25 protein-coding genes are annotated in these 25,042 nt (G+C 68.1%); 11 read left to right on the top strand and 14 right to left on the bottom strand.

Features of this window, described 5'->3' with window-relative positions; all coding sequences use genetic code 11:
- The 10 genes from PV781_RS13070 to PV781_RS13025 form a co-directional block, all read right to left on the bottom strand.
- Positions 1-444, bottom strand: a complete 444-nt coding sequence (locus tag PV781_RS13070) for a response regulator (RefSeq protein ID WP_274776064.1) — start codon at positions 442-444, stop codon at positions 1-3.
- A complete protein-coding gene (locus PV781_RS13065; RefSeq protein ID WP_274776063.1) occupies positions 431-2,671 on the bottom strand; it encodes an ATP-binding protein in 2,241 nt (746 codons plus the stop codon). Before PV781_RS13065 ends, PV781_RS13070 begins: the two co-directional genes overlap by 14 nt.
- On the bottom strand, positions 2,668-3,273 hold the full coding sequence (locus tag PV781_RS13060) for a biliverdin-producing heme oxygenase (RefSeq protein WP_274776062.1): 606 nt from the start codon (positions 3,271-3,273) through the stop codon (positions 2,668-2,670). Before PV781_RS13060 ends, PV781_RS13065 begins: the two co-directional genes overlap by 4 nt.
- A 205-nt stretch (positions 3,274-3,478) precedes the next feature.
- Entirely contained in the window at positions 3,479-4,453 is a 975-nt protein-coding gene (locus PV781_RS13055) for an amidohydrolase family protein (RefSeq protein WP_274776061.1), read from the bottom strand.
- 14 nt (positions 4,454-4,467) lie between these two features.
- A complete protein-coding gene (locus PV781_RS13050; RefSeq protein WP_274776060.1) occupies positions 4,468-5,691 on the bottom strand; it encodes an amino acid ABC transporter substrate-binding protein in 1,224 nt (407 codons plus the stop codon).
- A gap of 45 nt (positions 5,692-5,736) precedes the next feature.
- Positions 5,737-7,125, bottom strand: a complete 1,389-nt coding sequence (locus PV781_RS13045; protein WP_274776059.1) for a dihydroorotase — start codon at positions 7,123-7,125, stop codon at positions 5,737-5,739.
- Between the two features lie 18 nt (positions 7,126-7,143).
- A complete protein-coding gene (locus PV781_RS13040) occupies positions 7,144-7,878 on the bottom strand; it encodes an ABC transporter ATP-binding protein (protein WP_274776058.1) in 735 nt (244 codons plus the stop codon).
- Positions 7,875-8,672, bottom strand: coding sequence for an ABC transporter ATP-binding protein (locus tag PV781_RS13035; RefSeq protein ID WP_274776057.1), 798 nt, complete (start codon positions 8,670-8,672; stop codon positions 7,875-7,877). The genes PV781_RS13040 and PV781_RS13035 overlap by 4 nt, the downstream gene beginning before the upstream one ends.
- Positions 8,659-9,618 carry a branched-chain amino acid ABC transporter permease gene (locus PV781_RS13030; RefSeq protein ID WP_274776056.1) on the bottom strand — a complete coding sequence of 320 codons (960 nt, stop codon included), beginning with the start codon at positions 9,616-9,618 and terminating at the stop codon, positions 8,659-8,661. The genes PV781_RS13035 and PV781_RS13030 overlap by 14 nt, the downstream gene beginning before the upstream one ends.
- Positions 9,615-10,487, bottom strand: coding sequence for a branched-chain amino acid ABC transporter permease (locus PV781_RS13025; protein WP_274776055.1), 873 nt, complete (start codon positions 10,485-10,487; stop codon positions 9,615-9,617). The genes PV781_RS13030 and PV781_RS13025 overlap by 4 nt, the downstream gene beginning before the upstream one ends.
- A gap of 100 nt (positions 10,488-10,587) precedes the next feature.
- Between PV781_RS13025 and PV781_RS13020 the strand changes: the two genes are divergently transcribed.
- From PV781_RS13020 to PV781_RS13010, 3 genes are read left to right on the top strand one after another with little or no spacing between them, the layout of a single operon-like run.
- Entirely contained in the window at positions 10,588-11,361 is a 774-nt protein-coding gene (locus PV781_RS13020) for a GntR family transcriptional regulator (protein ID WP_274776054.1), read from the top strand.
- A 20-nt stretch (positions 11,362-11,381) separates the two neighbouring features.
- Entirely contained in the window at positions 11,382-11,708 is a 327-nt protein-coding gene (locus tag PV781_RS13015) for a hypothetical protein (RefSeq protein WP_274776053.1), read from the top strand.
- A complete protein-coding gene (locus PV781_RS13010; protein ID WP_274776052.1) occupies positions 11,701-12,672 on the top strand; it encodes a CobW family GTP-binding protein in 972 nt (323 codons plus the stop codon). Before PV781_RS13015 ends, PV781_RS13010 begins: the two co-directional genes overlap by 8 nt.
- 27 nt (positions 12,673-12,699) lie before the next feature.
- Here the strand turns inward: PV781_RS13010 and PV781_RS13005 are convergent, their stop codons facing one another.
- Together PV781_RS13005 and hutI are read right to left on the bottom strand one after the other, a co-directional pair.
- Complete coding sequence (locus PV781_RS13005; protein WP_274776051.1) at positions 12,700-13,593, bottom strand: MBL fold metallo-hydrolase; 894 nt, start codon at positions 13,591-13,593, stop codon at positions 12,700-12,702.
- Entirely contained in the window at positions 13,590-14,903 is a 1,314-nt protein-coding gene (hutI, locus tag PV781_RS13000) for an imidazolonepropionase (protein WP_274776050.1), read from the bottom strand. The genes PV781_RS13005 and hutI overlap by 4 nt, the downstream gene beginning before the upstream one ends.
- Positions 14,904-15,374: 471 nt before the next feature.
- Between hutI and PV781_RS12995 the strand changes: the two genes are divergently transcribed.
- From PV781_RS12995 to PV781_RS12970, 6 genes are read left to right on the top strand one after another with little or no spacing between them, the layout of a single operon-like run.
- Positions 15,375-16,217, top strand: coding sequence for a TetR family transcriptional regulator (locus PV781_RS12995; protein WP_274776049.1), 843 nt, complete (start codon positions 15,375-15,377; stop codon positions 16,215-16,217).
- The gene (locus tag PV781_RS12990) at positions 16,214-16,984 is read left to right on the top strand and encodes an ABC transporter ATP-binding protein (protein ID WP_274776048.1); all 771 of its coding nucleotides are present in this window, start codon (positions 16,214-16,216) and stop codon (positions 16,982-16,984) included. The genes PV781_RS12995 and PV781_RS12990 overlap by 4 nt, the downstream gene beginning before the upstream one ends.
- On the top strand, positions 16,981-17,691 hold the full coding sequence (locus PV781_RS12985) for an ABC transporter ATP-binding protein (protein WP_274776047.1): 711 nt from the start codon (positions 16,981-16,983) through the stop codon (positions 17,689-17,691). Before PV781_RS12990 ends, PV781_RS12985 begins: the two co-directional genes overlap by 4 nt.
- Entirely contained in the window at positions 17,691-18,548 is an 858-nt protein-coding gene (locus PV781_RS12980; RefSeq protein WP_274776046.1) for a branched-chain amino acid ABC transporter permease, read from the top strand. The genes PV781_RS12985 and PV781_RS12980 overlap by 1 nt, the downstream gene beginning before the upstream one ends.
- Positions 18,549-18,552: 4 nt before the next feature.
- The gene (locus tag PV781_RS12975) at positions 18,553-19,482 is read left to right on the top strand and encodes a branched-chain amino acid ABC transporter permease (RefSeq protein ID WP_274776045.1); all 930 of its coding nucleotides are present in this window, start codon (positions 18,553-18,555) and stop codon (positions 19,480-19,482) included.
- Between the two features lie 3 nt (positions 19,483-19,485).
- Positions 19,486-20,709, top strand: coding sequence for an ABC transporter substrate-binding protein (locus PV781_RS12970; RefSeq protein ID WP_274776044.1), 1,224 nt, complete (start codon positions 19,486-19,488; stop codon positions 20,707-20,709).
- A gap of 109 nt (positions 20,710-20,818) precedes the next feature.
- On the opposite strand, the gene PV781_RS12965 is transcribed toward PV781_RS12970, so the two are convergent.
- A complete protein-coding gene (locus PV781_RS12965) occupies positions 20,819-21,766 on the bottom strand; it encodes a LysR family transcriptional regulator (RefSeq protein WP_274776043.1) in 948 nt (315 codons plus the stop codon).
- A gap of 158 nt (positions 21,767-21,924) precedes the next feature.
- On the opposite strand from PV781_RS12965, the gene PV781_RS12960 reads away from it, so the two are divergent.
- Both PV781_RS12960 and PV781_RS12955 read left to right on the top strand, forming a co-directional pair.
- Complete coding sequence (locus tag PV781_RS12960; RefSeq protein WP_274776042.1) at positions 21,925-23,100, top strand: pyridoxal phosphate-dependent aminotransferase; 1,176 nt, start codon at positions 21,925-21,927, stop codon at positions 23,098-23,100.
- The gene (locus PV781_RS12955) at positions 23,097-24,026 is read left to right on the top strand and encodes an AEC family transporter (RefSeq protein WP_274776041.1); all 930 of its coding nucleotides are present in this window, start codon (positions 23,097-23,099) and stop codon (positions 24,024-24,026) included. The genes PV781_RS12960 and PV781_RS12955 overlap by 4 nt, the downstream gene beginning before the upstream one ends.
- Here PV781_RS12955 and PV781_RS12950 read toward each other — a convergent pair.
- The gene (locus tag PV781_RS12950) at positions 23,980-24,837 is read right to left on the bottom strand and encodes an IclR family transcriptional regulator (protein ID WP_274776040.1); all 858 of its coding nucleotides are present in this window, start codon (positions 24,835-24,837) and stop codon (positions 23,980-23,982) included. The genes PV781_RS12955 and PV781_RS12950 overlap by 47 nt on opposite strands.
- Between the last annotated feature and the right edge of the window lie 205 nt (positions 24,838-25,042).

The following is a 25,042-nucleotide window of genomic DNA, read 5'->3' as shown; positions in this document are numbered from 1 at the left end:
TCAGATGTCTCCGGGAGGGGGCTCGTTCAGGACTGCCCAGAACACGCCGAGATCCCGAATGGCCTTGAAGAAGGCGGAAAATTCCACGGGCTTGACCACGAAGGAATTGACGCCGAACTGGTAGGACCGAACGATGTCGCTCTCCTCGCGGGAGGAGGTGAGCATCACGATGGGGATGGCGCGCAGGCGCGGGTGCTGCTTGACGCGCTCCAGCACCTCCAGGCCATCCACCTTGGGCAGCTTCAGGTCGAGCAGAACGACGGCCGGATGGCCGGTGTCCCGGTTGGCGTGCTGGCCTTGCGAGAAGATGAAGTCGAGCGCCTCCACCCCGTCGCGGGCGACGATGATGTCGTTCGCGAGCTTGGTCTTCTTGAGGGCGGCCAGCGTCAACTCCACGTCAGCCGGATTGTCCTCCACCAGGAGGATTGGCCTAAGTGTCGCCACGGCCTTTTCCTTTCGCGTTTCTGGGAAGGGAGAAGGAGAAGGTGGCGCCTTGTCCCACGGCGCCCTTGGCCTGCACGCTTCCCCCATGGCGGTCGATGATCCGTTTGGTCAGCGCGAGCCCGATCCCCGTCCCCTCGAATTCCTCTGGCCGGTGCAGGCGCTGGAACACCTGGAACAGCTTGCCGCCATAGGCCATGTCGAAGCCGATGCCATTGTCGACGACGGAGTAGACGACCATGTCGCCCTCCTCCCGGCCCTCCACACGGATTCGGCTGGGATCGCACCCCCGGGTATATTTCACCGCATTCTCGACCAGGTTGAACAAGGCCTGGCGCACCAGGGACGGATCGCCCCAGCACGGCGGCATCTCCCCCACCTGCCAGTCGATGTCCCGATCGGTCTCGGTGGCATCCAGGCTGTGCCGCACCTCCTCCATGACCTTGGCCATGTCGATCCGCGACATTTTCAGGCTGGCGCGGCCGAGTTGGGAGAAGTGGAGGAGGTCGTCCACCAACTGACCGGCCGACAGCGCCGCCCGGGAGATGCCTTCCAGATAATGATGGGAGAGCGGCTTGAGGGTGGGCTCCTCCTCCGCCAGCAATTGGGCATAGCCGGCGATGTGGCGGAAGGGCGCCCGCAAATCGTGGGAGATGGAATAGGAAAAGGCTTCCAGCTCCTTGTTGGAGCGCTGGAGCTCCTCAGACAATTGCGCGCGTTCCTCGGCCCGCTGGAGCACGAAGTTCACCACGGCGACGCGGAAATCCGCCGCCGCCATCAGTTCCGCCGCGCGCCAGGGCGTGGAGCGATGGCGCACCTGCTCCTTCCAGCTCTCGAACGAACGGCGGGGATGGAGCCGGCCCTGCGCATCCTGCTGCTTGGCCGCCGAGGGATCACCGCCCCAGGTGACGGTGCGGATGACCTCCGGACGGAACCAGATGATGAAGCTGGAATGCAGCCGCGAAATGGGCACGGCCAGGATGCCACTCGCCACGTCCGCCATGTCGAGGCCGCGCGGCCAGTGGCGGGAAAGGCAATCGGTGGCGAAGGCCTGCTCGATATTCTGGGTGCGCAGCCACTCGGCCAGCTCCGCCACCTGCTCCACAGGCGGGGTAACGCCGGCGGTGAGAACGGTGCCTTCGGTGAGCACTGCAGCGCCATTGGCATTGACAATGTCGAGCCATTGCGCCGCCCGCTCCACCAGCCCCACCTGGAAGGCCGGCGCGCGGGCAAGATGGGCCACCAGCTCCGTTTCCAACTGGTGGAGACGCAGGCGCTCTGTCACCTCCGCGCCCCGCTCGCGCGCATCGATCTGCTGGGCGACCATGCGGCCGAGGAAGTCGCAGGCGGCGCGCACCTGCGCGCCCACGCGGCGCTCGCCGGCATGATGGCAGGAAATCAGCCCCCACAGCTTGCCCGCCACGATGAGCGAGATGGACATGGACGCCGTCGTGCCCATGTTGCGCATATATTCCAGATGCACAGGCGACACGCTGCGCAACGCCGCAAAGCTCATGTCGAGCGGCACGCCATCCAGCGGGCTCAGCTCGGGCACCAGCGGCACGGGCTCGTAGGCACAGGTGGGGATGATGCGAAGTCGGTTCAGGCGATAAAGCTCGCGCGCCTGGGCGGGAATGTCCGAGGCGGGAAAACGCAGGTCCAGATAGGAGGGCAGCGTGCCATCGCCGTCCTCGGCGATGACGGTTCCGTTCCACTCGGGGTCGAAGCGATAGACCATCACCCGGTTGAAACCGGTGAGGCGGCGCACGCGCGCGGCCACCGCCTGAGACAGGTGCAAGGTGTCGGGCAGGCCTTCGCTTTCCTCCAGGAAGGCGCGCAGCACCGGATAGAAGGTTTCGCTGGCATCGCCCAGCTCCATCGCCGGCTCGAACTCCAGGATGAGACCCTGGGCCGTGCGGTGGGCGGAGACCTCGAACGTGCCGGCCGCCAGGCGATGCGCCTTCAGGTAGAAGTTCTCGCCATCGGCGCTCCAGCGCATGATCTCGTCGGCGAACGATCCCTCGCCCCACGGCAGGTCGACGAAGGGCGGCGCCTGCTCCGGCGCCAGCGCGAAGCCCAGCACCGCGCCCGCATTGGCGCTGGCCTGGATCACGGCGCAGTCGTCCCGGCGCAGCACAAGCAGCGCGCCATGGGGCTGAACGCCCCCGGGGATGCGGATGGGCTCCTGGGCACAGACTTCCAGAAGATCGGGCGGTGCCATGTCCCTCATGACACAAGATCCATGCGCGGCGCCGGCGGGGGCGTCGCTGACAAGGAGGCGGGCACAGTGGGGAGCACGTCCCCCACAGCCGCCAGATAGGCCGCGAACGTGCGACGGGCCGCCCCAACCATGCGGGCTTCGTCGGCGCCAGTCCCCTCTCGCCCGGCAAGGGCGGCGAGGAAGGCACCCCACAGGCGCTCACCCGATCCATGAGCCAAGAATCCGGTGGCGCGGCGGGTCGGCGCATCCCCGGGGAGCTGGCGCAGCAGCACCGCGTGGCCGAGGCGCGAGCCTTCCAGCACATAGAGCGCGCCCAGCATCTCGTCCGCGCCGAGAAGCGGCGCGAAGGCCATGGGAGCGGGCGGAACGAGGCCAAGGGCGGCGAGATCGCCATCCAGCGCCGGCCGTCGCACGCGGCGCGGCCAGTCATCCATGAGAGCGCCGATCCCCGCACCCTCCAGCTGGCGCTCCACCGGCGGCAGGGCGGCCGCATGCACGCGCAGGAAAAGGCCGTAATCGGAGGGGTCGGCGAGGTCGAGGGCGGACAGGGCGGCATCAAGCCTGGTGTGGAGCCCTTCCGTCTCGTGCTTCAGAACGCCTCTCAGGGTCATGTCCAGGTCCGTTAAAGCACCGGTTCCATTGCCCGGCGCGGGAAGGGGGTAGGGGCGATGAGCCCCCGGAACCCCTCAACGCGACCTGCCTCATATTGTTCCGCTTCCGCCTGGTTTTGCGGCTTCTAAAGGAGATCGTGGCGGGCACCTGGAGTGTCTTCTGACGACGGTCTTGGCGCCCTTGAGACGGCCCACTGGCGCGCCTTTAGCGCCCCAGCACCGCCCGGGCATTCCCTGAAAGGATCGCCTTCCGCGCGCCCTCCTCCCATACGGCCAGTGCGGGAAGGGCCTTGGCCCCTTCCGCATCGCCCACCTCAAAGGGGAAATCGGTGCCGAACATCACCCGGTCCGCCCCAACAAGGCGGATCAGGAAGCCGAGCGCCTCGGGATGGGCCACCACCGTGTCGTAGAAGATGTTCCGCAGATATGTGCTGGGCGGACGGGTGATGTGGGTCCGGCAGGCGGGATTGGCCTCGTAAAGCGGCGCCTCATAGGCCAGGTCCAGCCGCCCCGCCAGCATGGGCAAGGTGCCACCGCCATGGGCGAGCACCAGGTTCAATCCCGGATGGCGTTCGAACACGCCGGCAAAGATCAGCCGGGCGACGCAGAGCGCGGTTTCCGAGGGCCAGCCCACCAGTTGCAGCATGGTGTAGCTGCCGAAGGCCGGCCGCTCGATGGCCGAGGTCGGGTGCATGAAGATGAGGGCGCCCTGGGCGGCGCATTCCGCCCACATGGGCTCGAAGGCCGGATCGTCCAGCGGCCGCCCGCCGGCGGAGGTGGGCAAGGTGAGGCCCACATGCCCCTCCCCCAGTGCCCGGCGGATCTCTCCGGCGCAGCGCTCCGGCTCCGTCAAAGGCGGCAGGGCCAGGCCCCCCACGCGGCCGCCGGACGCCTTTGCCACGGCGAGGGTCTGATGATTGAGCCGGCGGCAGAAGTCGAAATCCGCCATCCAGCCCGCGGTGGAGACGATGCGCGGCGGCGGGCAGACGAGCTGGAGCGCGATGCCCCGCCGCTCCAGGCTCTCCAGTCGCCCCTCCAGGTCGAACAGGAGGGGATCGAGAGGACCGTAGCCGGAGAAGCGGAAGCCCTCCGGGCAGGTCTCGATGCCGAAGGCCCCCTCTCGCGCGAGTTCGGTGAGGAAATCGCGCGAGAGGGCATGGGCGTGAACGTCGATCGTCACGGAAACGGCTCTTCTCACTGGAACGGCTTGCGGGGATAGACCACCTTGGCCTCGGCAATGGCTTGCGGATAGACCGCCACCGCCTTGCCGCCCTGCACCTGCGCCACGATGGCGGAGGCCTTCACGTCGACGCCGGCATCGTTGAACTTCACCGGGCCGAAGAAGGTGTCGGTGTCGAGCTGCAACATGGCCTCGCGCACCTTGGCCGGATCCAGGCTTCCCGCCTTCTCGATGGCGAGCTGCAGCACCAGCGCGCCCGCCGTGCCGGCGGCGGTGATGTAAGTGGGCGTCTCGCCGCCGAACTGCTTCTGGAAGCTCGACACGTAGAAGGCGCTGTCGGCCACCACGGGGCCCTTATAAGTCAACGCCTTGTCCCAGATCTGCACGCCGAACAGGTCCTCGGCGGCCGGTCCCAGCGCGTTGAGGAAGTCGGGGATGCCGACCGCGAAGGCGAAGCCGATGAGCTTGGGATTGACCTTCAGCGTCTGCAGCGTCTTCACCAGCAGGATGGAATCTTGCACGTAGCCGGTGAGGATGAGGACGTCGGGATTGGCCTCCTTGAGCGCGGTGGCGACGCTGGAGAGGTCCGCCGAGCCCTTGGGATATTTGGTGGCATAGACCACCTTCAGCCCCTCGGCCTCCGCCTTCTTCTGCACCGCCGCCGCGAACACGTTGGGGAACAGGTCGTCCGGCCCGGCAATGGCGATGGTGGACGGCGGGGTGGGCACCGTCTTCAAGAGCGACAGCATGGGGTCGAGGGTGGTGGAGGCGAGCGGGGCCGGGCAGAAAATGTATTTGTAGCCCCGCTGGTAGAGGCTGTCGGCCGTCGCCATGGGGGTCATGGTGATGACCTTGTACTTCTCCGAAATGGCCGCCGTGGCGGTGGCGATGCCCGAGGAATAGGGGCCAAGGATGAAGCTGGCGCCATCCTCGGTGATCAGCTTCTCGGTGAGGCGCGCGGAGGTCTGCGGCTTGCTCTCGTCGTCATAATAGACCACCTCCACCGGCACCTTCGCGCCGGCCACGGAGAGGCCGCCGGCATCGTTCACCAGCTTCTCCCAATAGGCATAGCCGTTCTTCAGGAGATTGCCCTCGCGGGCGAAATTGCCGGTGAGGCTCACCGCCGCGCCGATCTTCAGCTTGTCGGCGGCGCGGGCGGTGGGCGCAGCGAGCGGCCCAAGGCCGAGCGAGGCGATCCCGAGCGCCGCGGCGCCCTTCATCAGGTCTCTTCTGTGCATGGTCCACTCCTGCTCTGGTCGGTTGTTTTGCTTGAATTGGAAGGGTCAGGCGGCGGCGGTGCCGGGCACGAACTGGCCATAGCCGGGCTCGCCCAGGAGCTTGCCGTCTTTCGCGACAATGCCGCCGCGCACGATGGTGTAGGCGGCCGCCCCCTTGGTCTTCATGCCTTCCCAGCTGGTGAAGCCCACTTTGGAGAGCATGTCGGCCGCCGTGAGCACGCCTTCGCGCTTCAGGTCGATGATGGTGAAGTCCGCATCGGCGCCGGGCTGGATGACGCCCTTGCGCGGGAAAATGCCAAAGCGCCGCGCGGGGGCCTCGGCGGTGAAGCGGGCGACGTCGTTGAGGGTCAGCCGGCCCTCATTCACGGCGGTCATGAGAAGGGGCACATATTCCTGCGCGCCGGTGACGCCGAGCGGCACCGAGAACAGGTCCTGCCAGCCGGAATCCACGTCCTCCTTGGTGTGGGGGGCGTGCTCCAGCACGATCATGTCGGCGGTGCCGTCCTTCAGCGCATCCCAGCCGGCCTCAGGGTCATAGGCCCAATTGTAGGTGCGCGGCCCCACCTTCTCCATCTGCTCCTTGTTCATGAACATGGTGCCGAGCTCCAGCTCGCACGACACGTCCTGGCCGAGGTCGTACTTGGCGTGGTGGATCATCTCATTGGCGCCCTTGGGCATGACGCCGAGATGCAGCACATGGAGCTTCACGCCGCAGATGCGGGCGTAATAGAGCGAGGCGGCAAGGCCGGCCACCATGCCGTGGCCATACATGTAGCCCTTCGAGAAGCTCTCATGATAGGCCATCGCGTCGGTGCGGCCCTTGTCGATATAGTCGCGGAAGGTCAGGCGCTTGCACCATTCCGGGTCGTCATGGTGGACGGAGGCCACCAGCCCCACGTCCCGCGTCGCCTCATAGAGTTCATAAAGAATGCCGTGGTCGAGCACGCCCAGCTCGGAAATATAGGGATAGACTTCCTTGATGTGGCGGGTGTTGAAGATCTTGATGCCGATGGCCCCGGCCTTGGCGAGCCGCTCCACCGTGCGCGGATAGAGGCCGCCGCCATAAAGGGCATAGTCCACATGCGCCTTGGGGGCGACGAGGGCCTTCTTGGCCTCGAAATCCTCCAGGGTCGTGGGGTGGGGCGTGTTGTTGGTCATGTCGATGCACATGGTCAGCCCGCCCACGGCGGCGGCGGAGGAGCCGGTGCGGAAATCCTCCTTGTAGGTGTGGCCGGGCTCGCGGAAATGGCAGTGGACGTGCCAGAGGCCCGGCAGGACTTCGAGCCCCTTGGCGTCCACGCGCTTTTCCGCCTCCAGGAACGGCCCGCCAATATTGGCGATCTTGCCGTCGAGGACCGCGATGTCGGCGCGGTAGGAGGAGGTGGGGGTGTGGATCGTGCCGTTTTCGATCACGAGGTCATAGGGTCGGGACACGCGCAACTCCACGGGGTTTCAATGAAGGCCGAGATAGGCGGCGCGAATGTCCTCGCGCTGCAGGAGGTCCGCGGCGGGGCCGTCAATGGTCACCCGGCCGGTGTCGAGCACATAGCCGCGGGTGGCGATCTCCAGGGCGAGGCCCACATCCTGCTCCACCAGGAGCACGGTGATCCCGCGCTCGCGATTGATGAGGCGGATGGCATCGGCGATGCGCTCGACGATGACGGGGGCCAGGCCCAGCGACATCTCGTCTACCAGGAGCAGGCTCGGCCGCGCCATGAGCGCGCGCCCGATGGCGCACATCTGCTGCTCGCCACCGGAGAGGAGGCCGGAGAGGCGGTTCTGCAGCCGTACCAGTTCAGGAAAGAGCTGGTAGACGAAGGAAAGGTCCTCCTCCTCCCCCTCACGGCTGGCGCGGGCGGTGGCGCCGAGCTTGAGGTTTTGGCGCACCGTGAGACCGGAGAAGAGCCGCCGGCCCTCCGGCACCATGGCGATGCCGAGCTTGGCCCGCTCATGGGCCTTCAGCGGCACGAGGTCGGTGCCCTCGAACACCATGGCGCCGGTGCGCACGGGCACAAGGCCCGTCAGCGCCCGCAGGAGCGTGGTCTTGCCCGCCCCGTTGGCACCCACCAGCGCGATGATCTCGCCCTTGGCGAGGTCGAAGCCCACGTCCCACAGGACCCGGCTGTCGCCATAGGAGACGGCGAGGCGATCGACGGTGAGCATGCTGGAAGATCCCTTCGCGGTCATGGCCGGGCCTCCCCGCTGACGGTGCGGGCTTTCGCGTCCGATTGGGCCTTGGCCTCCGATTGCGCCTTGGCGAAGCGCTGGCCGAGATAGGCCTCGATCACCTTGGGGTTCGCCACCACATCGGCGGGCGTGCCCTCGGCGAGCTTGGCGCCGAAATTCAGCACCATGATGCGGTCGCACAAGGCGAGCACCGCCTTCATGACGTGCTCGATGATGACCACGGTGAGCCCCGCCGCTTTGAGGCTCTTGACGAGGTCGATCATGCGCTCGATCTCGGTGTGGTTGAGCCCGGCCATCACCTCGTCGAACAGGATGATCTTCGGCCCCATGGCCAGCGCCCGGGCGACCTCCAGGCGCTTTCGGTCGGCAAGCGTCAGCTGCGGCGGCAGGAAGGCCGCCTTGGGAGCAAGACCCACCCGCTCCAGCGCCGCGTCGGCGGCGGCGAGATAGGCGGGGCGCGACCGGAGCCGGGCATGGCCGAACATCGCGCCCACCGCCACATTCTCCCGCACGCTCAATTGCTTGAATGGCTGGACGATCTGGAAGGTGCGGGCGATGCCGAGCCGGGAGAGCCGGTGCGGCGGCAGGCGGCTGGCATCCACCCCGTCGAAGCGGATGGACCCGCCATTGAGCGGATAGACCGCCGAAATGGCGTTCAGCAGCGTCGTCTTGCCGGCGCCGTTGGGGCCGATGACGCCGAAAATCTCGCCCTCTTCCACGTCGAACGACACGCCCGCCAGCGCCTTCACGCCGCCGAAGCGGATCTCGATGTCGCGGGCCTCAAGCATCGCCATGGCGCGACCTCCAGCTGCGGATCGCCCGGCGCCCGGCATCCAGAATGCCGTTTGGGGCCACCAGGCAGATGATGGCGATGAGGATGCCGAACACGATCTGGTGCGCCTGGAGGAACCCGCCCCACACCAAAGTGGCCAGGAATTCCAGCGCGAAGGCGCCGATCACCGGGCCGAGCACGGTGCCGAGCCCCCCTAAGATCAGCATCATGTAGCCCTTCACGCCGATGGCCGGATCGAACGCGCTGGAGGGCTCGATGAAGGTGATCCAATAGGCCCAGAGCGCCCCGGCAAAGCCGGTGATGCCCGCCGAAATGGCCCAGGCGAGGACCTTGGTGGCGGTGGTGTCGATGCCCATCACGCCCGCCGCCCGCTCGCCGTCGCGAATGGCCCGGAGCGCATAGCCGAAGGGCAGGCGCAGGATGACCCACACCAGGGCCGTTGCCCCCACCATGCCGGCCAGCATGACCAGATAGATGGCCCGGTAGAGCGGACCGGGCGCCAGGTCCGACAGCGGCAGCGCCAGCCCCTGCGCCCCGCCCGTGAGGCCGCCCACCTGGATCACGAGCTGGATGGCGGCGAGGTTCAAAGCCACCGTCGCGATGGCGAAATAATGCCCCCGCAGCCGCAGGATCGGCCAGCCGATCACCCCCGCCACCAGCGCCGAGACCAGCACGCCAGCCAGGAGGCCGAGCGGCAGCGGCGCGCCCGCCGTCATGGCAACCCCGCAGGCATAGGCGCCGAAGCCGAAGAACACCGCATTGCCGAAGGCATGGTAGCCGGCAAGGCCCACGATCACGTTCAGGCCCTGGGTGACGATGGCGTACATGAAGACCGTGGTCAGCACGCGCAGCCAATAATTGTTGAGCACCAGCGGGGCGGCGGCGAGCAGTGCCACGGCCACGACGAGAAGGGCGACGCCGAGCGTCGTGCGCGCGGCGGGGCTCATGCGTGCTCTCCGAAAAAGGCCTTGCCAAACAGGCCCTGCGGCCGCAGCACCAGCACCAGCAGGAACAGGCCGAAGCCGACAATCTCCTGGTAGTTGGCCCCCAGCGCATAGCCCGACCAGGCCTGCACCAGCCCATAGATGAAGCCGGCGACGATGCACCCTTCCACCGAGCCGATGCCGCCCAGCACCGTGATGACGAACACCGCCCCGAGGAAGGTGTTGCCCATGGTGGGCATGATGGGGAACAGCATGGAAGCGAGCGAGCCCGTCGCCCCCGCCAGCGCCGCGCCCGCCCCGGCGGTGAGCGCGAAGATGCGCTGCGGGTTGATGCCCATGAGGGCCGCGATTTCGCGGTCGAGCGCAGTGGCCAGGATCATCTGGCCCGCATTGGTGAAGCGCAGGAAGGCGTAGAAGCCGGCACCCAGCAGGATGGACAGGCACGCCGCGATCAGCCGCACCGTGGGAATGAGCACCCCGAACACCTCGATGGAGGAGGCCGCGTAGCTGGCATTCACCGAGCGCACGTCGGAGGTGAAGGCGATGGAGACCGCGTCCACCATCACCAGCTCCACCCCGAACGTGACCACCAAAGAGAGCAGCAGCGAGGTGCGGATGATGCGGTTGAGCACCAGCGCCTGGAGCGCGTAGCCGAGCGCGAACATCACCAGCATGGAGACGGGAATGGAGGCCAGCGGGTCCAGCCCCGCCCAGCGGTAGAGGCCATAGGTGGTGTAGGCCCCCAGCATGATGAAGCCGGTATGGGCGAGATTGATGACCCCCATCACGCCCCAGACCATCGAGAACCCGATGGTCGCGAGACCGTAGAGGCCACCGAGCAGGAGCCCGTTGACGGTGGACTGCCAGAGCACGGATTCGTCCCCAATGATTTGGAATTGCTGAATTTTCGGCTAGACAAGCCGCTCATTTATACATATCTTATGCAAAATAAATTGAGCATTGCAACAACCCATGTCGGAACGACGCGTACAAAAATCAGGCAAGCCCCAGTTCGCGCCACCCAAGATCTCGAAGGGCGGCTCGGCGGAGTTCGCCTACCAGGTGATCCGCGGCGAGATTGTCTCCCTGGCGCTCGCGCCGGGATCGGATCTGGACGAGGCCGACCTCGTGCAGCGCCTCGGCCTCTCCCGCACCCCGCTGCGGGAGGCGTTGGTGCGCCTCTCCGGCGAGGGGCTGGTGCAGATCCTGCCCAACCGGGGCACGCGGGTGGCCCCCATGGGCTGGAACGACATTCGCGAGCACCTGGAGGCGTTCGACCTCGCCCAGCGGCTCGTCACCCGCTGGGCGGCGCTGCGGCGGACGGAGGCGCAGATCCAGGCGATCGAGGCCGAATGCACGGCCTTCGAGGCGGCGGTGGAGGCGCGCGACAACGAGGCCATGCTGGAGATCAACTGGCGCTTCCACGCGGCCATCGCCGCCTGCTGCCGCAATTCGGTGGTGGAGCGCTTCTATCTCCAGCTGCTCACCACGAACCTGCGCATCTCGCGCCTCGCCATGACCTATGACTGCTTCCCCAATGCGGAAGCCTACGAGGCCCATGTGGGCAACATCCTGCGGGAGCACCGGGAGATGGTCTATGCCATCCGCGCCCGCGACGCCGAGCGGGCGGACGCCCTCGGCAGTTCCCATGCGGGCCTTGCCCGCAAGCGCGTATCGGAAAGCCTGACCCAGAGCATGCTGCCGGACATGGAAATGTCGCTGGGCGGCGGAGAGGCGGCCGGCTGAGCCGGCGGAAAGGAGAGGCCATGTGCGAGGTGTGCGCCATCTTCGGCGCGGGCGAGCATTGGAGCGATTTCGGGCGCCTGCGGGACACGCAGTTTCCCTTTGCCGACATCCAGCATTACCGCGCCGAGCGCGCCCGCCGCATCGGCCTCATCAATGGCCTGGTGGGCCCCGCCGGTCTCGTCTGCGAGGACTGGGACGGCGAGGCTTTGGTGCTGGGCGATGCCCAGGGCCGGCAGAAGATCGTGCCCACCCTCAACGACCTGTGGCCGCAGGTGGAGGCGCTCTCCGGCCTGCGCGTCGATCCCCTGTCCGAACCCCTCCTGGTGCCGGTGAACGATCATGGATGACCGCCTGCCCCTGACCCTCGTCACCGGCTTCCTCGGCAGCGGGAAGACCACCCTCATCCGCCGCTTCGTGGAGACCGGGCGCGGCCGGGACACCGGCATCGTGGTGAACGAGTTCGGCGAGGCAGGCGTCGACCACCGCCTGTTCGTCCATGCGGCGGAGCGCGTGGAACTGATGGATGGCGGCTGCCTGTGCTGCACCCGCCGCACGGATATTTCGAAGGCCATCCATGACCTTGTGCGCATGGCGCGCACCGGCGCCGGCTTCTCCCGCGCCATCCTGGAGACCTCGGGCCTCGCCGACCCCGCTCCCGTCATCGCCACGCTCGCCCGCGACCCCTGGCTGAAGGCCCATGTGCGCCTCGCTTCCGTGGTGGCGGTGGTGGATGCGGTGGCCGGCCGCGCCAATCTGGCGAACCGCTCCGAGGCGCGCCGGCAGGTGGCGCTGGCGGATACGGTGGTGGTCACAAAGACCGACATGCGCAAGGGCGCCAACCTGGAGGAGATCGCCCGGGCGGTGGCGGACATCTCCCCCGATGTGCGAATCCTCGATGCGCAAGGCGAGGACTTCTCCCTGTTCGACGTGCTCGGCGGGCAGGACCAGCTCGCCGCCGCCCCCTCCCCCTTCCTGGCGGAGGGCAGCGCCCATGAGGGGGAGACCGCCTCCTTCATCCTGCCGGTGGAAGGCGCGCTGGACTGGCCCGCCTTCACCTTGTGGCTGTCAGCCCTGCTCCATGCCCATGGGGATCGCATTTTGCGGGTGAAGGGTCTGCTCCACACCACGTCCTCGGCGCAGGCGCTGGCCATTCACGGGGTGCAGCATGTGATGCATGCCCCAACCCATGTGCCGGCCGATCAGGCGGGCGCGCCCTTCCTGGTCTTCATCACACGGGGCATCGGCCGCGCCGAGATCGAGCGCAGCCTCGCCCGTGCCTGCCCAAGGACGGCGCAGGCGGCGGTGGCCTGACCGACCAAGGGCGCCGCCCGCAAGGCGTCAGCGCCGCCCCTTGGCCAGCATCGCCGCCTTGTCGAAGGCCACATGGGGCCCGAAGCACAGGGCCACATTGTCGTGCGCCTTCACGCTGGCCGCATCGAGCCGCACGGCCCCGCTTTCCGCCCAGAGGGACCCCGGCCGGCCATTCACCCATTCGTCCGGCGGCAGGAGGGTGGAAGCGCGCATGGTCACGTCCCAGATGCCGTAATGGTGGGGCACCACCAGATGGGCCTTGAGCCGCGCCGCTACCTCTTCCACCTGGGCATAGCTCATCACATGCTGGGAGCCGTCCACCGGCAGGAGGGCAATGTCCACCGCACCGATGGCCTCCCAGACGTGCTCGGGCGGGTTGGGCCGGTTGTCGCCCCAATGGAGGATCTTCAGCCCCGCCACCTCCACCAGGATCAGGCAATTGTCGAAGGAGCGGGCATTGTCGGGCGGGGTGGTGCGCGTGTCGGTGAGGCGACGCGTCATCTCCGCCCAGTCATAGGCATTGTGGCTGCTGTCGGAGACATGCTTGTCGGCGATGCCGGTGATCTTCACGTCGGCGAAGGAATAGGTGCCGATCAGGCGGTCCAGGATGACGTTGGCGCTCAAGACATGCACGCCGTCATGGTCGAAATGAGCGTGGGTGGAGAGCGCGATGTCCACGGTCTCGGCCGGGAAATCGTAATGATACCAGTCCCAATTGCCCCAAGGCGGGTTGCGCCAAGGGTCGATCATCAGGGTCAGGCCCGCGGGCGTCGTGATGCGGAAGGCGGAGCCGCCGAAAAAGGCGAGCTCGATGCTCCCCTCCCCGGTCGGCCCCAGCGCCTTTTCCTGCAGCTCGATCATATGGTTGTGGTTCTCGCGCTGGCGCCAGGCCCACAGGCCCTCATTGCGGCGGTCGCTCATGTGGAACTCCCATCTTTGTCGGCGGCGGCCGGCGTCCCGTCCACCAGGACGCGGCCCTTCTTGATGACCCATGCGGCGGAGTTGGCGCCGAAGCGGAAGGCGAGCTGGCGGAAGTCGGGCACGTCGAAGATCACCACGTCCGCCTGCTTGCCCGGCGTGAGGGAACCGATGCGATCCCCACGCCGAATGGCCTTCGCCGCGTTCAAGGTGACGCCCAGCAGCGCCTCCTCGGGCGTCAGGCCCGACAGGCGGCAGGCAAAGCCCATGGAGGCCTGCTGCGACAGGTGCCAGCAGACCGGGCAAAGGTCCGTGCCCACCGCCACATTGACGCCCGAGCAGATGAAGCGCCGGGCGTCCACCGGATGGCGGTGGCCGATGGCGAAGTCGAAGCCGGGGAAGAAGGCGACGGAGGTGCCCGCATCGGCCAGCGCGCGCAAGTCTCCGTCGGAGAGCATGTTGCCGTGGTCGACGCTGGCCGCGCCCATTTCGGCGGCGAGGCGCGCGCCGCCCACATTCACCCGCGCATCGGTGTGGAGCTTGGCACCAAGGCCCGCATCGGCGCCCGCCTTCAGCACCCGGGCGCATTCGGCCACGGTAAACACGTCCGGGTCCACATAGACGTCGCAGAACTCAGCGAGCCCCTGTTCGGCCACCGCCGGAATGGTCTCGGCGATGATCGTATCCAGATAGCGCTCCGCATCCCGCTCCGGCCGGGCATGGGCGCCAAGATAGGTGCCGACGATCTCCAGACCCGTCAAAGCGGCGACGCGCTGGGCCGCCTCGAGGGACGCGAGGTCGCAGGCATGGCGCAGCGCATAGCCGGACTTGGTTTCGAGCGTCGTGGTGCCGGCGGCCAGCATGGTGCGGGCACGGGGCAACGCAATGCGCGCCAGCGCCTCGGCGGACAGCCCGGTGTTCGCCGCCCGCGAGGCCGGCACGCCCCACGGCACGCCGGAGGCGGTGAGGGCGGCATCATCAAGGCCTTGCGTGCGCAGGAAATATTCGGCGGAGCGGTCGCCCGCGAAGATGAGATGGGTGTGGCAGTCCACGAGCCCCGGCGTCACCGTGCCGCCGGCCGCGTCGATGACACGCGTGCGGGCATCCATCAAAGGCCGGATTTCGTCCGCCGTGCCCACCGCCAGGATGGTTTCGCCGGCAATGGCGAGGCAGCCGCCCTCCATCAGGCCGATGCCATCGGGCCGGTCCGGCTCGCACAGAACCAGCTGGCGGGCGCCCGTAATGACGAGGTCCGCCAGGGTCACGGGCGGACCGGAGACACGCGCCTTTTCTGTCAGGTCTTCGGACAGCACCAGGTTGTTTCCTCTCGGGCGCACGCCCCGTGCGGGACCGTGCCCCTCCCTGCTCGTTCCCGTCGCAGCGGCCGATGGGGGCGGGCCGCTCCATTGCGACCCTTGCTCGCGAGCCGCTGCGAATACTGACCTACACCAGGGGGCGCGGCGGCGGCAAACAAGATGAGATTGGTGACTTGACTGATCTTCTATGAAATGATCTACTTAAATTGATAATTTTACAGTTTTTAAATGTAGTTTTTTCAGTAATTGCAAATCTTCGCGTAATTAGAGATACTGCCTGCACAAATTTCACGCTGCGATTCCACTGGTCCCTCCATGCCCCACCCCTGTTAAAACCAAGCCCCGCCTCCGCACCGCCTCCCCCTGGGCCCGCACGCGATGACGACCCGCATGGTTTGCCCAGAAAACAATCAGTCATGACTGCTTTTTTGTCGCGCGGCACCAAAGTGCCTATGGCAGGGTTCGAGCATGGACATCATCACCCCCACACGGCCGGAGCAGGAGACCTCGGATGGGCGCGAGCTGAAGGGCGCCGCCATGCGCGCCCGCCTGCGCGCCGCTACCGAAGAGCTGATCGCCGAAGTCGGCGTGAACGCGGCCTCCGCCGCCGCCATCGCCCAGCGCTGCGGCGTGTCGCGCGGCGCCATGCTGCATCACTATCCCACCCGCGATGACCTCATCATCGACACCGCCGCCCACTTCTGGCAGCGCGCCCGCGATATCGTGGCGGGCCTCGCCGATGACATGAGCGCGGGCCGCACGGACGTGCCCACTTTCGTCGGCCGCCTCTATGACGAAGTCTTCCGCGCCAACGCCCTCGTGACCATGCTGGACCTCATGGTGTCCGGCCGCTCCGACACCCGCGTGGGCGAGGCGGTGAACGAGATCCTCACCGACCTGTTCCACTCCTATGAGGAACTGGGCGCCCGCGCCTTCCACACCTCGGGCCTGCCGCCCGAGCGCATCCACATCATCATCACCCTGATCGTCTCGACGCTGCGCGGCCTGAGGATCCAGGACAATATCGACCGCGACGAGAAGCGCGTGCGCGCCGTCCTGGCGACGCTGTGCGATTGCGTGGACACGCTGATCCGCACCGCCCCGCCCGCCGCGTCCCCGGCCCTGCAGCCGGCTGGCGCAAAGACAGGCGCCGCAAAGCCGCGCGCGTCGGCCAAGGCCCCGAAATCGGCCAAAGTCCCGAAGTCGACCAAGACCCTCCCCAGTGCCGAGGCCTGCGAGGCACCGCCAGCGCAAGCCTCCGCGCGAAGCAAGCCGGCCCGGCGCGGAACCACCCAGCGGAGGTCGTCATGACCGATCCAGCCATGGTCGCCAGCGGCCTCACCAAGCGCTTTGGCGGCGTGACGGTGGTGGACGATGTCTCCTTCGTGGTGGAGCGGGGCCAGATCCTGGGCCTCATCGGCCCCAACGGCGCCGGCAAGACCACGCTCTTCAACCTCCTGTCCGGCGTGCTGAAAGCCGATGGCGGTCGCCTGGCGGTGAACGGCACGGACGCCACCGGCCTTCCGCCCCACCGCCTCGCGCGCCTCGGCCTGGTGCGCACCTTCCAGCTCGCCCGGGAGCTGGACCAGCTCAGCGTGCTGGAGAATGTGATGCTGGCGGCGCAGGACAATGTGGGCGAGCGGCTCTTCGGCGCGCTGCTGCGCCCCGCCGCCACGGCGCGGGCCGAGCGCGCGGCCCTGGAGCGCGCGTGGGAGATGCTCGCCCTGGTCTCGCTCACGCCTCATGCGGCCAAGCGCGCGGCCAACCTGTCCGGCGGCCAGAAGAAGCTCCTGGAACTGGCGCGCTGCCTCATGGCGGGGGCGGACATCATCCTGCTCGACGAGATCGCGGCCGGTGTCGCGCCCCATCTGGTGGAAGAGATCAAGCATCTCATCGCCCGCCTCAACCGCGACCACGGCAAGACCTTCCTGGTGATCGAGCACAATATCGGCTTCATCCGCGACCTCTCCTCGCGGGTGGTGGTGATGGCCTCCGGCAAGGTGCTGGCGGAGGGCAGCTTCGCCCATGTGGCCGCCAATCCCGCCGTCATTGAATCCTATCTGGGGCAGGCCGCATGACCCTTCTTTCCCTCAACGGCCTGAAGGCGGGCTACGGCGCCAGCCCCATCGTGCACGACGTGGACCTCACGGTGGCGCGCGGCGAGATGGTGGCCCTGGTAGGCCCCAACGGCGCCGGCAAGTCGACGCTGCTGAAATCCATCGCCGGCGTCGCCCGCGTCATGGGCGGCACGCTCACCCTCGACGGGCAGGACCTCGCCCCCCTGCCGCCCGCCGGCCGGGCGCAGGCCGGGGCCGTCTTCATGCCGCAGGAGCGGAACGTCTTCCGCACCCTGTCCGTCACCGAGAACCTCACCGTCAGCGCCTGGGGCCACAAGGACGTGGCGCGGCGGCGGGAGGAGGTGATCGCCCTCCTGCCCACCATCCGCGCCTATCTGCACAAGCGCGCCGGCGGCCTTTCCGGCGGCCAGCGCCAGATGGTGGGCCTTGCCATGGCGCTCATGGCCCGCCCCAAGCTGCTGCTGGTGGACGAGCCCACCGCCGGCCTCTCCCCCCTCCTGGTGGGCGAGATGCTGGACATCCTGCGCCAGCTCGCCGCCACCGCCGATCTCGGCGTGCTGATCGTGGAGCAGAATGCCCGCGCCGCGCTGGAGCGGGCGGACCGTGCCCTCGTCCTGGTGGATGGCCGCGTTGTGCGCCAGGGCGATGCGGCGGCCCTTGCCCGCGAGCCGGATTTCGGCGCCCTCTTCTTCGGCGAGGCCGCCTGATGCAGCTCCTCATCAACACGCTGGCGAGCGCCGCCGTCATCGCGCCCGCGGCCATCGCCTTCACCCTCGTCTTCACCTTGTTCCGCTATGCCAATTTCGCCGCTGGCGGCTTCGTGACCATCGGCGCCTTCGCCGCCTGGACGCTGAATGCCGCCCTCGGCCTGCCGCTGTGGATCGCCGGCCTGGGCGCCATGGCGGTGAGCGCGCTCGGATTTGCGGCGGCGGACGCGGTGGTGTTCCGGCCCCTGCGCGGGCGGGGCGGCGGCACGTTGCTGCTGGTCTCCATCGCCTTGTCCTTCGTCATCGAGAACATCATCCGCTTCTTCTATGGCGGGCAGATCCGCGGCTTCGACCTGCCGCTCACCGGCCCCATCATCGTCGCCGGGATGCGTTTGACGCGGGAGACCGTGGCGGTCCTGTCCATCTCGCTGGCCGCCACCTTGCTGGTGGGCGCGCTGCTCACGCTGACCCCCATCGGGCGGGCCCTGCGCGCGGTGGCGGACAATGCCTCGCTCGCCAATGTGCGCGGCATTCCGGTGCCCGCCGTGGAGGCCTTCGGAGTGATGGTGGCCGGCGCGCTGTTCGGCCTGTCCGGCGTGCTGGTGGGCCTCGATTTGACCATCGATCCCAACCTCAACTGGGCGGTGGCCATCCCCGTCATCGCCGCCGCCATCGTGGGGGGCCTCGGCTCGCCCTTGGGGGCGGCCATCGGGGCGATCGGGATCGGATTTGCGGAAGAGCTGACCGGCGTCTTCCTCAACCCCACCTACAAGGGCGCGGTGGGCTTCGTGGTGATCGCCCTCGTCCTCCTGGTGCGGCCCCAGGGCCTGCTCGGCGACAAAGTGGACAGGAAGTGACGCCATGGACGCCTATCTGGTCGCCATCCTCACCATTGCCGGCATCTATGTGATCCTGGCTCTGGCCCTCAACCTGCAATATGGCCTCACCGGCCTCATCAATTTCGGCGTGGTCGGCTTCTTCGGGGTCGGCGCCTATGCCAGCGCCATCGCCACCGAGACCTTCCACCTGCCCTTCGTGGGCGGGCTCGTGGTGGCCATGGGCGCGGGGGCCCTTGCGGGCGCGCTGATCTCGCTTTTGTCGCTGCGCCTGTCGGGGGATTTCCTCGCCATCGTCACCCTGGGCTTTGCCGAGACCATCCGCCTCGTCTTCAACAATGAGGACTGGCTGACGGGCGGCCCGCGCGGCTTTCTCATCAGCACCCGCCCGGTCATGTCGGGCCTTGGGCGCGATGTCACCGCCTGGGCGATCCTCGCCGTGGTGCTGGCGGGGGTGATGGTGGCCTTCCTCGTGCTCCAGCGCCTGTCCACGACGCCCTATGGCCGCACGCTGCGCGCCATCCGCGAGGATGACCTGGTGCCGGCGACGCTGGGCAAGAACGTCTTTCTCTATCGCCTCCAGGCCTTCGTCATCGGCGCGCTGTTCATGGCCGGGGCCGGCTCGCTCTATGCCCATTACGTCCAGACCATCACGCCGGAGAACTTCACCACGCCGGTGGCCATCCTGGTGTGGATGTCCATGATCGTGGGCGGGGCCGGCAATATGGTGGGCACGGTGGTGGGCACGCTGGTGGTGGTGACCCTCTATGAGGGCAGCCGCTTCCTCTCTCACTGGACCTCCTTCCTCGACCCCGAGCAGATGTCGGCCCTGCGCTTCATCGTTATCGGCTCGGTCCTCATCCTGACCATCCGCTTCCGCCCCACCGGGCTCATGCCGGAGGTCAGCCGCGCGCCCGCTCCCCCCGCTTCTCCCCTCACGCCCTCGAAAGGTTAGGCCATGGACGTTTCCCGCAGGCTGTTTCTCTCCGGCACCGCAATCGCCCTCGCCACGCCCGCGCTGCTGCGCCACGGCCTTGCCCAGTCGGCGCCCATCAAGGTGGGCTCGCTCACCCCCCTGTCCGGCGGCGGCGGCCCCTATGGCCCGGAAAAGGTGAAAGCCCACAAGGCGGTGGTGGAGCTGGTCAATGCCAATGGCGGCGTCATGGGCCGGCAGGTGGAGCTGATCACCGACAATACCGAGACCAACCCGGAAGTGGCGGTGCGCGCGGCGCGCAAGATGATCGACGCCGACCGGGTGAGCGCCATCGTCGGCACATGGGCCTCCTCGGTCACGCTGGCCATCATGCCGCTCTGCCAGGAAGCCAATATCGTCCAGCTCTTCACCGGCTCGTCGGACTACCTGCCGAACGGCGACAAGAAGCATTTGTGCTACAATCTCCAGCCGCTGAACTCGGCCTGGGCGGTGGCGCTGGCGGACCTTGCGGCCAAGCGCGGCTTCAAGCAGATGGCCTTCGCCGGCCCGAAGAATGACTTCGCCTCGTCCATGGCCGAGAGCTTCACCAAGTCCTTCAACAAGGTCGACGGGAAGATCATCGGCGAGCCCTTCTATTACAACACCAACCAGGTCTCCTACCGGGCCGAGGCCGAGCGGCTGATCTCCATGAACGCGCCGGCCGTGTTCATCGCCGGCTACATCACCGACTTCACCCCCATCTATCGCGAGCTGATCCGCGGCGGCTATACGGGCAAGATCTTCACCTTGTCCTTCGCGGTGGGCCCCGACTTCAAGAAGGCGGTAGGCAATGCGGCCGATGGCATCCTGCACGGCTCGCCCGTGCCGCCCGTGGGCAAGGACACCTATGACGCCTATCTGCGGCTCGTCGGCGCCAAGCCCAACGGCCAGGTGCAGTTCCCCTATGGCTGCGCCGCCTATGACGAGATGAACCTGCTGCTGCTGGGCATGGAGGCGTCCAAGTCCACCGAGGGCCCGAAGATCGCGGAAGCCATCATGAAGGTGGCCAACGGGCCGGGCGAGCGCGTCACCACCTTCGCAGAGGGTGCCAAGGCGCTCGCGGCGGGCAAGGGCATCAATTATGACGGCGCCAGCTCCTCTGTGGAATTTCTGCCCAACGGCATGCTCAAGAGCCGCGACTTCGCGCTCTACGAGGTGCAGAAGGGCGAGGACGTGCCGATCCTGACCACCACCAGCACGGTGGAGTGAGGCCAAAGGCCCGTGAGCTTGACTCATGGGCCTCTGGTCAAGCCCGCGCGGCGCTTGAGCGGACCCACTCGGCACCGGTCGAAGGCCGGCGCCGATGGGATGAGGCGCCTCACGCCTTTTTCGATGGCCGCCGCGCCCTTTGGGGCCGGCGGCCGTTCTGCGTTTGAGGGGCTGCTGGCGCGCTCAGGGCGGCCATGCTGGCGCGGATCGCCTCGGCCAGCGCCAGGCACAGGCGTCGGCTCGGCCGGTCCTGCCGCTCCAGCAGCACCACGCGGCGGCGCATCTGCGGGTCGCCGAAGGGCAGGCAGGTGAGGTTCGCTTCCGCCAGCACCGCGTCCGGCAAGGGCAGCACCGCGACGCCAAGGCCGCGCTCCACCATGCGCAGGATGACCTCCTGGCTGTCCAGAACCATTTCCTCGCGCACCTTCAGCCCCAGCCGCCGCAGTTCCCGCGCGATCATGCGCCCCGCCCAGGCGCGCGCATCGAACCGGATGAAGGGCAAGTCTGCGAGCAAGGAAGCCACGTCGGCGCCCGCAAGGCCCGGCGGTGCGATCAGCCAGAAGCGATCGGCATAAAGCTCGGTCCAGACGAGGTCGGGCGGATGGGGCCGCACCGGCTCGGTGGTGACGGCGGCATCCAGCTCCCCGTTCGCCACCCGCGCTGCAAGCTCCACGGACATACCCGCCCCCACATGCACCCGCAGGCGCGGATGGGCGCGGCGCAAATCCGCCAGCGCGCCGGGCATGGGGCCTGAAAGCGCGGTCTGAATCGCCCCCACTTTCAGCCGGCCGGACAACGAGCGCTCGTCGCTCAGCGCCTCGGGGATGCGGTCATAAAGGGCCAGCACCTCCTCGGCGCGCGCCAGCACGATGCGCCCGGCCTCGGTGAGCACCGGCAGGCGGCGGGAACGGTCGAACAATTGGGCGCCGAACTCCTCCTCCAGCGCCCGCACCTGGAGGCTGATGGCCGACTGGGTGAGCCCCACCGCCTCCCCCGCCCGCGCGAACGAGCCGTGATGGGCGATGGCCTTGAGGCTGCGCAGGGCGCGGAGCGACATGGGGTCTCCAATGGGGGCCGGAAAGGGCCACGCGGCGTGAGGGGTTCCGCGCGACGAACCATGAGCCATTCTCGTCGGTGGGACAAGAATTATGAATTTTTAACGAGGCCTCGGGGGCGATAGTTTTTCTGCAACCTGTCCTTCCGGTGCCTCCTTCCATGTCCTCGTCCCCCGCATCGCCCGCCTCTTCCGCGCCCGCCGCCGGCGGATCGCCCATCCTCGCCATGGCCCGCCGCGCCGCTGAATTGCGCGCGGCGGGGCGGGACATCGTGGACCTGACCTTGGGCGAGCCGGACTTCGCCCCGCCCGCCCATGTGGCGGAAGCCGCCATCGCAGCCGCCCGCCGCCCCTTGGGCTATACCCCCGCCAACGGCATGCCGGCCCTGCGCGCCGCCGCCCGCACCGCCATCTTCCGCGACCGGGGCCTTGCTTATTCCGACACCGAGATCGCGGTGGGCTGCGGCGCCAAGCAGGTGATCTTCAACGCCTTCCTGGCCACCCTGAAGCCCGGCGACGAGGTCATCGTCCCCACTCCCTATTGGGCGAGCTACCCGGACATGGTGCGCATGGCCGGGGCCACCCCGGTGCTGATCGAATGCCCCGCCGAGGACGGCTTCCTGCTGCGCCCGGAGGCGCTCGCCGCCGCGCTCACGCCCCGCACCCGCTGGGTGGTACTCAACGCGCCCGGAAATCCCTCCGGCGCGCTCTACAGTGCCGCAGCGCTGGAAGCGCTCGCGGAAGTGCTGCGCGGGGCGCCGGACGCGCTCATCATGTCCGACGAGATCTATGCCCATATCCGCTATGACGGCGGCACCTATGCCAGCATTGCCGCCGTGGCACCGGACCTGCGGGAGCGCATCCTGATCATCGACGGCGTGTCCAAGGCCTATGCCATGACCGGCTGGCGGGTGGGCTGGGGCTTTGGCCCCGCGCGCATCATCTCGGCCATCACCGCCATCCAGACCCAGAACTGCACCCAGACCGCCGCGCTCAGCCAGATCGGCGCCATCGCGGCGCTGGAAGGCCCGCAGGAGGTGCTGGCCGAGCGCAACGCCATCTATCGCGCCCGCCGCGATGCCGGCCTGAAGGTGCTCAGCGCCAGCCGCGCCCTAAAGGTGCCGGTGCCCGACGGCGCCTTCTATTTCTTCCCGCGCCTTGCCGATGGCAGCGACGACGTGACGGCGGCCGACCTGCTGCTGGACGCCGGGGTCGCCACCGTGCCCGGCCGCGCCTTCGGTTCGCCCGGCCATATCCGCCTGTCGTTCGCCACCGATGAGGCAACCCTCGTGGAAGGCTGCCGCCGGCTGGTGGCGGCGCTGGAGGCCCGCGCATGATGGGCGCCGTCCTGCTCGCGCTGCTGCCGGTGGTGCTGCTGATCGGGCTCGGCATCGCCCTGAAGCAGCGCAAATTCCTGGCCGAGGCCTTCTGGCCGCAGGCGGAGCGGCTCGGCTATTTCGTGCTGCTGCCGGCGCTGTTCTTCCACGGCCTTGCCACCGCCACCCTCGACCAATTGCCGGTCTGGGAGCTGGTGACGACACTGATCGCCTCCACCTTGCTGGTGGCGGGCCTGGTGGTGGCGGCGCGGCCGCTTCTGGGCGTGGATGGACCGGCCTTCACCTCGGTGTTCCAAGGCAGCGTGCGGTTCAACAATTATGTGGGCGTGACGCTGGCGGCGGGCCTGTTCGGTGCCAAGGGCATCGCGCTGGCGGCCATCTGCAACGCCGCCATCGTGCCCACGGTGAACGTGCTGTGCGTGCTGGTCTTCGCCCGCCATGGCACCGCCAAGCTCAATGCGCGGGGCATTGCCCGGCAGCTTGCCACCAATCCCCTGGTGCTGGCCTGCCTCGGCGGCATCGCGCTTCAGGTGCTGGGCCTGCATGTGCCGCCCGGCATCGAGCCGGCGCTGAAGGCGCTGGGCGCGGCCTCGCTGCCCATCGGCCTGTTGTGCGTGGGCGCGGCGCTGGATTTTTCCACCGCCCGCCAATGGGTGGGGCCGGTGGTCTCCTCCTCGGCAGTGAAGTTCCTTCTGATGCCGGTGGCGACCCTGTTGCTGGCCATCCCCTTCGGCCTCACCGGCCCGGCGCTGACCACCGCGCTCCTGTTCCAGGTCCTGCCCACCGCCTCGTCCGCCTACATCATGGCACGGCAGCTGGGCGGTGATGCACCGCTGATGGCCGGCATCACCGCCACGCAGACGGTGGTGGCGGCGGCGGTCATTCCCCTGGTGCTGACGGTTCTGGCCGGCTGGGTCGGCGCCTGAGGGGGCCGATCACCGGTTCGACACGATCCTCAGCCGCCCCCTCCCCCCGCAGGCGGGCGGAAATCTCGTTTGCCGCCGCGCGGATGCGCGGGACGATGGCGGCCCGCTCCTCGGCCGACAGCCACAGGCCCACAAAGGCCGTGCTGATGCCCCCAATGGCCTCGCCCCGGCCGTTGCGCACCGCGACGCCCACCCCACTCACGCCCGGCGTGAAGAGATCGTCATGCTCGGCAAAGCCGCGCGTGCGCGTCCGCTCCACGGCGGCGAGGAAGGCCATCTCGTCGAAATCCGGGCGCTGGCGGTAGCGGTCGCGATTGGCCGAAATGAAGGCCTGCATCTCATCCTCGGGGAGCGCCGCCAGCAGCGCCATGGAGCCGGCGCCGATGCCAAGCGGCTCGCGGCTGCCCACCTGGAGGACCAGGGTCTGGATACGCCGGCCGCTCTCCTCGCGGGCCACGCAGACCGAATCCGGCCCGGCCCGCACCACCAGATAGACGGGCTGCGCGATGGCCAGGGCGAGCCGCGCCATGGGCGCGCCGGCCACTTCGCCGAGGGGATGGCAGGCCGCCGCTCCCGCTCCCAGCGCCAGCACTTCGAGCCCGAGCCGGAAGGACAGCCCGTCGGGCATGCGGACGACCCAGCCGGCGGCCTCCAGCATGGCCAGGACCCGATGCACGGTGGGACGCGGCAGGCCGGTGGCGCGGATCATGTCCCGCAGGCTGGCGCCGGCCGCCCCCGCCTGGGCGATGGCCCGCAGCAGAAGCTGTGCCCGCGCGAAACTGCCCCCCGCCTCCCGGCCATCTGTCGTCATATCATAACCCACGCCGTCCGATATTCGGACGTCTGTCATGCCATGGTTTCGCAACGCATTCTAGCGCTATATTGGCCTTGAACGGCGTTCCCTTAATATGTTAAGCAAAAAGTCTCGCTGAGAGCGAACAATGATCGTCCGAGAATCGGACGAACAAGATGCATCCGGCTCACCGTCACGGTCGGGAAAGCATCGACACAGGGAG

The organism is Aquabacter sediminis, from assembly GCF_028863665.1.
In the GTDB taxonomy this organism is placed as follows: Bacteria; Pseudomonadota; Alphaproteobacteria; order Rhizobiales; family Xanthobacteraceae; genus L1I39.
Note: the sequence above shows the minus strand (reverse complement) of the source record. Positions and strands in the feature narration are given on the sequence as shown.

Excerpts from the sequence above, each read along its gene's own strand:
- PV781_RS13065 (WP_274776063.1), bottom strand. The coding sequence starts at position 2,671 with ATGAGGGACATGGCACCGCCCGATCTTCTGGAAGTCTGTGCCCAGGAG.
- PV781_RS13060 (WP_274776062.1), bottom strand. The coding sequence starts at position 3,273 with ATGACCCTGAGAGGCGTTCTGAAGCACGAGACGGAAGGGCTCCACACC.
- PV781_RS13050 (WP_274776060.1), bottom strand. The coding sequence starts at position 5,691 with ATGCACAGAAGAGACCTGATGAAGGGCGCCGCGGCGCTCGGGATCGCC.
- PV781_RS13040 (WP_274776058.1), bottom strand. The coding sequence starts at position 7,878 with ATGACCGCGAAGGGATCTTCCAGCATGCTCACCGTCGATCGCCTCGCC.
- PV781_RS13035 (WP_274776057.1), bottom strand. The coding sequence starts at position 8,672 with ATGGCGATGCTTGAGGCCCGCGACATCGAGATCCGCTTCGGCGGCGTG.
- PV781_RS13030 (WP_274776056.1), bottom strand. The coding sequence starts at position 9,618 with ATGAGCCCCGCCGCGCGCACGACGCTCGGCGTCGCCCTTCTCGTCGTG.
- PV781_RS13020 (WP_274776054.1), top strand. The coding sequence starts at position 10,588 with ATGTCGGAACGACGCGTACAAAAATCAGGCAAGCCCCAGTTCGCGCCA.
- PV781_RS13015 (WP_274776053.1), top strand. The coding sequence starts at position 11,382 with ATGTGCGAGGTGTGCGCCATCTTCGGCGCGGGCGAGCATTGGAGCGAT.
- PV781_RS13010 (WP_274776052.1), top strand. The coding sequence starts at position 11,701 with ATGGATGACCGCCTGCCCCTGACCCTCGTCACCGGCTTCCTCGGCAGC.
- PV781_RS13005 (WP_274776051.1), bottom strand. The coding sequence starts at position 13,593 with ATGAGCGACCGCCGCAATGAGGGCCTGTGGGCCTGGCGCCAGCGCGAG.
- PV781_RS12995 (WP_274776049.1), top strand. The coding sequence starts at position 15,375 with ATGGACATCATCACCCCCACACGGCCGGAGCAGGAGACCTCGGATGGG.
- PV781_RS12990 (WP_274776048.1), top strand. The coding sequence starts at position 16,214 with ATGACCGATCCAGCCATGGTCGCCAGCGGCCTCACCAAGCGCTTTGGC.
- PV781_RS12985 (WP_274776047.1), top strand. The coding sequence starts at position 16,981 with ATGACCCTTCTTTCCCTCAACGGCCTGAAGGCGGGCTACGGCGCCAGC.
- PV781_RS12980 (WP_274776046.1), top strand. The coding sequence starts at position 17,691 with ATGCAGCTCCTCATCAACACGCTGGCGAGCGCCGCCGTCATCGCGCCC.
- PV781_RS12975 (WP_274776045.1), top strand. The coding sequence starts at position 18,553 with ATGGACGCCTATCTGGTCGCCATCCTCACCATTGCCGGCATCTATGTG.
- PV781_RS12970 (WP_274776044.1), top strand. The coding sequence starts at position 19,486 with ATGGACGTTTCCCGCAGGCTGTTTCTCTCCGGCACCGCAATCGCCCTC.
- PV781_RS12965 (WP_274776043.1), bottom strand. The coding sequence starts at position 21,766 with ATGTCGCTCCGCGCCCTGCGCAGCCTCAAGGCCATCGCCCATCACGGC.
- PV781_RS12960 (WP_274776042.1), top strand. The coding sequence starts at position 21,925 with ATGTCCTCGTCCCCCGCATCGCCCGCCTCTTCCGCGCCCGCCGCCGGC.
- PV781_RS12955 (WP_274776041.1), top strand. The coding sequence starts at position 23,097 with ATGATGGGCGCCGTCCTGCTCGCGCTGCTGCCGGTGGTGCTGCTGATC.
- PV781_RS12950 (WP_274776040.1), bottom strand. The coding sequence starts at position 24,837 with ATGACGACAGATGGCCGGGAGGCGGGGGGCAGTTTCGCGCGGGCACAG.